Source organism: uncultured Spongiibacter sp., from assembly GCF_964011655.1.
Classification (GTDB): Bacteria; Pseudomonadota; Gammaproteobacteria; order Pseudomonadales; family Spongiibacteraceae; genus Spongiibacter; species Spongiibacter marinus.
This window is the reverse complement of record NZ_CAXGPO010000040.1, coordinates 19,763-27,614: the sequence shown is the minus strand read 5'-3', so window position 1 is coordinate 27,614 and position 7,852 is coordinate 19,763. Positions and strand designations below refer to the sequence as shown.

Genomic DNA, 7,852 nt, shown 5'->3' with positions numbered 1-7,852 from the left:
TCGCCCCACTCAAAAAAACCAAGAGTGGGGCGAACTCTCCATACCCACTCTCTGCAATACCGCGATAGGACGAGCCAAAACCACACACGGTAAGGCAAACTCTCCATCAGCTTGCGACATCGCCTAAAATCGCTTTTGTAACAGCGACATAGCGGTCGTTTAGCCCTAAAATAGTGCCAATCAAGAGTCTAAACGTGCATAGGTCACAGAAATTTTTGGCCTTTTTGCTCTAACATCTCACTTTAGAGGTGACGACTGTTGTTTTTACCTACAACATCCGTAAAACTACGTAACTTTAAGCGCACACCCATTTCCTGTTGTACCAGCTTGACTCTCCGGGAGGGGAATACATGAAAAGCATAAAAATAGCGATGTCGCTCGTTTTCGCATCGTTCTTACTCGCAGCGTGTGGAGGCGGTGGCGATGCCCGCAGCCCCGACCGCCCGGGACTAACCATAGACCCTGAAACCCTCCGCATGGAGTTCGTCAACAACGTCTCGACCTTACCGGGCACCGGTAACAGCCGCATTTCTGTACGCATGCTCGCGCTGCGCTCCGACGGTATTAACAAGAACGTCGGCCCAGAAATGGTTATTACCGACCAGGTTCGCTGGCAGTTGAGTGCGAATCTTGGCTCTCCCGAAAAAGCTGAGCTCGACGTCAATGACGATGGCTCTCCGAAATTCCGCGACACCGTTAGAGACGGCAAGGTACAGGATATTCTTAACCGGGTGCAGATGGGCGTTGACGATGCGACCATCAATGCAACGGTAACCGGTATCTTTACTAAATCCGGCAAAACCTTCAGCAAGACCCTGCCCTTCACCGTGGTTCCACCCACGCCGGCAGGCAGCCCCAAGATTGTGGGCAAAGAGCTAATTTTGCTCGACCCGCTGATTGAAAACGACTCGGAAACAACGAACTACCGCTTACTGCAGTATTTCACCAATACGCCGATTCCCGAAAATATTACCGATACCGTCTATATTTGCAGCAGCGATACAACGCTGGCTGAACCATCAGCCGACCAACCTGTTGCGCTCAATGGTTCGGTTCCCGTTACCTACAAAAGCCCCTTCACCAGCGATGGCAATAATGCCGAGCGTCAGGTAACCCTGTTTGCCGTTGACGCCGACAGCAATCCCAATGGCTGTGTCGGTGCAACATCGGATGGCATTCGTGAGCTAACGGTAACGATGAAGCCAGCAACCTTCGCCAAGGTGGATATCTGTGCAATCATCAACCCAGATACCGCGGCCTGCGATGCGGGCGGTGTATTAGCACAGGATTCAATTGCCAGCTGTAAAGGCCTGGATTCAAACAGCATTAGCGTGCCTGCGGCACAGCGCCTGCAGTTCGTAGCGCGCCTCACCTACAACAACGTGCAAAACCCGGGTCAAACCCTGCAGGTTTACCAGTGCAGCGACAACGGCAATGACGTTTGGAGCGCACGTGACGGTGACCTTATTTACAGCTCCGACCCGAAAGTCGATCCCAAAGAAGGCTTTGCGGTAACCGTTGACGGCGCTACCTATGACGACCTGAAAGCGTCTGGCGGTATTGCCCTGACCAGCGTGGTAACCGGTAACTTTGGCAACAACGTTCCCGACCTGGCCGACACGCTCGAGCTGAATCTGGTTGGTCCACGTGTTGATGAACTGAAAATCGAACGTGTAGACGGCCTGAATAATGACACCAATGGCCCAGATACGCTGTATGTGAACAGCTTCCTGGACGGAATCGAGTACCGCGCACTGTGTAAGTTCACCGAACTTGCCGGCGGCACCGGCGCCTTTGAGGCCTGCCCCAACGGTCTGATCGAGTGGGAGTCTAGCGTTCCCACAACGGCGCTTCCTGTGCCCGACACCTCGGTTAACACCACGCTTACTGCCCAAGCTGGCGCCGCAGAGGGCCCACTGGAACTCAAGCTGACCTACTTTGGCAGTGATGAGCCGGTTTCGGTTACTCGCCCCGTGAACGCTGTTGACCCCGGCGCATTGACTGAGCTGCGTCTGTTCATGGTTCCCAATGCGACTGAACCGGACACCCTTGCAGACGACGAGTTCGCCTGTGTCGGTCGCGATGATCTGGTTGAGTCTCTGGAAGACGGCGAACAGTTTGTTCGCGGCGGCCAGCAATTCGAGGCCTATGCCAACTTCAGCAATTTGCAAGGCTCAACAGCACTGCCCACCGAGGGCGACCTGCTTGGCGCAGGCAATGACTCAACAACCCGCCTGCTGCGAGTCACCGATCAAAGCCGCATTGCATTTACCGCTATCCCCGGTTTCTGGAGTGGCGACTTTGCAGATCCCGCAGCCTGCCAGACAGCGGTGACCGACAGCGTTCCTCTCGAAGATATTACCGACGCGACGGGTGGCTTTATTCTGACCCCCGCTGCTGCGGCGGCAAGCTTCGACCCGAACCAGAAAGGTCGTCTGCGCTCCGACGGCCTGCTGCGTCTCAGTACTGTCTGTGTTCAGGCCCAGGCCGATACCGACTCAGATAGTACATTCGAAACGCAATCCGTCGATGGCGCGAGCGTTTTGGTACTGCCAGCTGCTGATGACAATCTGCTCACTTTCTCGAATGAGCTGTGTAGCGTCCTGGAGCCCGTACTGACCCTAAGCTCGCTTCCCGGTGTTGGCTTTGAAACGCCAGGCATCATTTTGCCTGTTATCTACGGCGTTAGCTTAGTAGCTGATCCGTTGCTTGCTACGCTTATTCAAAATGATGACGGCGGCACCATCCCTGCCGAAGCCATTGTGGAAGCTTTGATAACCGGTGATTTCAGTACGCTGGATCCCTCGGCACCCGACCTCGGCGCAGGCTTAGGCACACTGACCAATGCCCTGTTGACTGGCGGCCCACTGCCTGTAGGCCTTGGCGACCTTGTTGACGTTGTCGACGCCTGCTTGGTTGCTCCTGTTACCTCAGTAGTCGGCGGCCTTTTGGATACATTGCTTGGCTTCAACATCGAAGATTTCCAAAACTTCGATGAGACGTTCTACGACGATTGCATAAACCTCTTCGGAGATTTGGCACCATAATAAAAAAGGATGAAGCGCGGCCTCTGGGCCGCGCTTTGCCATTGGGTAGTTACTAGGAGAAACTAAATGAAACTGCGTACTCTTGCGCTTGCGATGGCTGCTACGGCGTTGACCTCGCCCCTGCTCGCCGACAGCAGCGATGAAGAATCGGTGTATGATGACCGCTGGCGTGGCCACGTTATGCTCGGCGCAACCGTTGCCGACGACGAAGATTACGACAATGGCGGTATAGGCAAGATTGGTATCGGTAAACCGATCAACCGCTACATCATGATCGACGCCCACATGAACTACGGCGAGCTTAAGACCAGCAAGAACGATGTCTATGAGCGCGCCGCCGCTGGTGTCGATATTCTCTTTTTCCCCTTCGGCGCCTTCGAGCTGGATGCCAGTGCCCTGCAGCCCTACTTCGGCGTTGGCGCGACCTACCACGAAATTGAATTCGTTGGGGACATCGAATCCGACTTCGGCAACGATGCCGTTGCAGGTTTTACTTATGACCTAGGCGGCGCGGCACTGCGTGCAGAAGCCCGCTACCAGATCGACAAAATCAACGAGAAAGACATCCTCGTTGACGATTACTTCTACACCTACGCCTTTATGCTGGGTGTCTCGGTACCCTTTGGCGACGAGCCACTGCCCTACAACTATGATAGTGACGGCGATGGTGTGCCCGATCGCATCGACAAATGCCCCAACACACCGCGCGGCACGCCCGTTGACTCTAACGGCTGCCCGTTAGATAGCGACGGCGATGGTGTTCCCAACTTCCGTGACAAGTGTCCAAACACCCCACGTGGCGCCAAAGTAAATGTCCACGGCTGCTCTATCGACGATGACCGCGATGGCGTGCCCAATGATATTGACCAGTGCCCAGGCACTCCCCTTGGCGTACCCGTTGATGTTCGCGGTTGCCCGCTCGACAGCGACAACGATGGCGTACCCAACAAGATCGACCAGTGCCCAGGCACGCTGCCCGGAATGAAAGTGAATTCCCGCGGCTGTGTGATCTCACAAAAAGTCGATATCGATGGCGTACACTTCGAATTTAACAAAGCTCGTCTGATGCTTGATTCGAAGACCGTACTGGATAATGTCGCCAAGGCCCTGAACAACGAGCCAGACGTTAGCATTATCATTGCGGGCCACACTGACTCTGTGGGTAGCGATGCTTACAATAAGCGCCTGTCGCAAGAGCGCGCCCAGTCAGTGGTCGACTACTTGATTAGCAAAGGTATTGAAAGCAGCCGCCTGCGCGCGGTGGGTTACGGCGAAAGCAAACCCGTTGCCGACAACTCCACCGACGAGGGCCGTGAGCGCAACCGTCGCGTAGAGCTACAGGTGAATAGCCCGAACCGCTAATCGCAGCAGAAGCAATATTGTAAGGGGCCCCAGGCCCCTTTTTTTGTGTCCCTAACCGCCCTATCTGAAAATTTTATCCACTCGCGTTACACTGCGCGCTGCCGTATTCAAGCTACACTCTAAGAGTATTGCGCAGACAGCCATTGTCAGTCATCGGCAATATCAATACGCGACACATCAGCTCGCGCGAAACCGTCTCGGTGAATACCTGTTCGCCAGGCATCCGTGGAAAACCGAACAAGGAGCCCGCTCCCCATGTCAGAACCAGGACGCCGTGTTGACCTCTCCCAAATTAACCCCCCAGTTTTTTTCGGTTCGGTCATTCTAATTTTTGCCATTGTTATCTTTGGCGCTAGTACTCCCGATATAGCCGGGAAAGTGTTCAGCAGCACCCAAAGCTGGATTGTTGATAGCTTCGGCTGGCTTTACCTCTTGGCCGTGGCAATCTTTTTATTCTTCTCTTTGTATCTGGCGCTTAGCCGCTACGGCAGTATTCGTCTCGGGCCAGAACACTCCCTGCCTGACTTCAGCTACGGCTCGTGGTTCGCCATGCTATTTTCCGCAGGCATGGGTATCGGCTTACTGTTTTACGGCGTAGCCGAACCCGTGCTGCACATGAGCTCGCCACCACAAGGCGAGGGGCAAACCATCGAAGCCGCTCGCGAAGCGATGGCAACCACCTTCTTTCACTGGGGGCTGCACGCCTGGTCGATTTACGCGGTAGTCGGTTTGTCACTGGCCTATTTTGGTTTTCGCCACCGCTTGCCACTCACATTACGCTCCGCGCTATTTCCAATTATCGGCGAGCGCATGAACGGACCATTGGGCCACGCTGTCGACATCTTCGCAGTGCTCGGAACCATGTTTGGCGTGGCAACATCGTTGGGGCTCGGTGTGATGCAGGTAAACACCGGGCTCAACTACCTCTTTGGGCTCACTATCTCAACCCCGGTACAAATTGGCCTGATTGTCGCGATTACCGGCTTCGCGACTGTCTCGGTTGTTGCCGGTCTTGATGCCGGCATTCGCCGGCTCAGCATACTCAATGTGATGCTGGCCGCCGTGCTAATGGTCTATATGGCCGCGAGTGGCCCGACACAGCACCTATTCCAGGCGCTCGTTCAAAATACCGGCCACTACCTCGACACCCTGGTCAATAAAACCTTTAACCTCTATGCCTATGAGCCCACCGACTGGATGGGGGCATGGACACTCTTTTACTGGGGTTGGTGGATCGCGTGGTCCCCCTTTGTCGGCATGTTCATTGCTCGCGTATCTCGAGGGCGAACCATTCGCGAATTTGTGATGGGTGTGCTCTTCGTGCCAGTCGGTTTCACATTCGTGTGGATGACGCTGTTTGGCAACACCGCAATCGCACTGGACTTTGGCATTGCCGACGGCGCCATTTCGGCAGCCGTCAATAGCGATGTCACAACTGCCGTCTTCAAGGTTTTTGAATACCTACCACTGGGCACTGTGGCGTCGCTGCTGGCCACATTGCTGGTAATCACCTTCTTCGTGACCTCTTCTGATTCCGGCTCATTGGTCATCGACATCATCACCTCAGGCGGCAATCACGAACCGCCGGTCTGGCAGCGGGTATTCTGGGCGGTAACGGAAGGGGTCGTAGCGGCTGTGTTACTGCTGGCTGGAGGGCTATCGGCCCTGCAAAGTGCGGCCATTGCCAGCGCCCTGCCCTTCACCTTTATCATGCTGATTATTTGCTATGGCCTGTTCAAAGGCTTGCGACTGGAAGCCCTAAAGCTGGACGCCCGCAACCAATCCGACCTCAGTGTGACCAATGGCGAAGTCCCCTGGCAGGTTCGCTTGAAGCGTATGGTGACCTTCCCAGGAAAAGAGAAAGCCAAAGCATTTCTCAATTCAGAGGTTTTGGATGCCTTCAGTGCTGTGAGTAAAGAGTTGGCAAAACACGACCGTGAATGTCGAGTACAACGCGAGGCCGATAGTATTCAACTCAAGGTCTACCACGGCGATGAGGAAACCTTCCGCTACGGTGTATTTCTCAGCAGTCATATCGCGCCGGGGTTTGTGGTTTCCGATCTCCATATGGATGAAAGCAAGCAGCGCCATTTCTACCGCCTGGATGTTCACCTGACAGAAGGTGCTCAGCACTACGACATCATGGACTACACACGCGAGCAAATTATTAGCGACATCCTCTCGCAATATAACTCTCACCTGCTGTATCTAGATATGGCCCGCGCGGATAACACAACCATCGACCCCAAAAGTCAGGAGACACTCACATGAAAAAGCGCTTAGCGAGTGCCGCTTTATGCTGCGTTCTGCCACTAATGGCGACAGCGGAAAGTGATATTACTGTTGGCGGCGCGGTGCGCTTCCAATACAGCTTTGAAGACTACGACGACGGCAACCGCCAACGTGTGGGCGACATCGACCTGGACACGGTACGCATCAATTTTGATGGCAGTGTCGACAATATCCTGCTTTCCGCCGAGCTGCGCTACTACGAGTATATGGAAGTGGTCCACCACGCCTGGCTCGGTTATCAAATAAACCCTGAGTGGCAAGCACAGCTGGGTGTTACTCAGCTACCTTTCGGCAACCTTCCCTACAACTCCCACAGTTTTTTCTTCAGCAGTAATTACTATTTGGGGCTGGAAGATGACTACGACTTCGGCATTAAATTTCTCTACCAAGGCGAGCATCTAGAAAGCCAAATTGCGCTGTTTAAGAATGATGAACAGGGCGGCATTGACGGCTACGTTGACAATCGCAGTGACCGCTACTCCTACGACATTGTCGGCAGCCGCCAGGCCGGCCAGGGCATCTATGACGCCCCCAGCGCTTCGGGTGCACTGGCCGAAACCAACACGCTGGTGTGGCGGGTCGCGAGCGACCTGCTGGATCAGCCTAACGATAGCCTGCAAGTCGGATTCTCTGCCCTGCACGGCCAGCTCCATGACGACCAGGAGACCTCTGCAGGCGACTACAGCGCCTTCGCTCTGCATATGAATGGCCAGTTCGGAGCGTGGAATCTGCAGCTCAGCAGCGGTCATTATGAATACAACCCGGACGATGGATCGGAGCTTATGGTGGTGGGTGCCTACTCCTTCTTTGATACTATCGCCGCGTCGGCCGACATCCACAGTGCTAATATCGCCTATCGCTTTGATGCGCCTGTCGACGGCATTGACGCTATCACGGTCTACTTAGACAACAGCGTCGTCAGTGGTAAGTCCGCCGACCTCGACGACACGCGCATGCATGTCCTGGGAGCCTCAGTTAGCAAGGGCAGCCTATTCACCTACATCGACTTGATACACGGTGAAAACCAGCCGTTTATTGGCAGTAGCATGGCCGCCAATGCCGGCAACAGCAACACGCGCTTTAACATCAACGTCGGCTTCTATTTTTAGCCGCCACGCGAACAGCTGCCCGAAATAAAAAAGCCCCGCGGT

The 7,852-nt window shown here is 54.7% G+C and carries 4 protein-coding genes; all 4 read left to right on the top strand.

The annotated features are described in order from the left end of the window. Positions 1-350 precede the first annotated feature (350 nt). Positions 351-3,047, top strand: coding sequence for a hypothetical protein (locus ABNS66_RS14065; protein WP_286837620.1), 2,697 nt, complete (start codon positions 351-353; stop codon positions 3,045-3,047). A gap of 66 nt (positions 3,048-3,113) precedes the next feature. Beyond that, positions 3,114-4,409: an OmpA family protein gene (locus tag ABNS66_RS14060; protein ID WP_204995638.1), complete on the top strand. Its 1,296-nt coding sequence runs from the start codon at positions 3,114-3,116 to the stop codon at positions 4,407-4,409. A gap of 255 nt (positions 4,410-4,664) precedes the next feature. After that, a complete protein-coding gene (gene betT, locus ABNS66_RS14055; RefSeq protein ID WP_286837621.1) occupies positions 4,665-6,680 on the top strand; it encodes a choline BCCT transporter BetT in 2,016 nt (671 codons plus the stop codon). Continuing rightward, positions 6,677-7,810: a carbohydrate porin gene (locus ABNS66_RS14050; protein WP_286694948.1), complete on the top strand. Its 1,134-nt coding sequence runs from the start codon at positions 6,677-6,679 to the stop codon at positions 7,808-7,810. Before betT ends, ABNS66_RS14050 begins: the two co-directional genes overlap by 4 nt. The last annotated feature ends 42 nt before the right edge of the window (positions 7,811-7,852 follow it).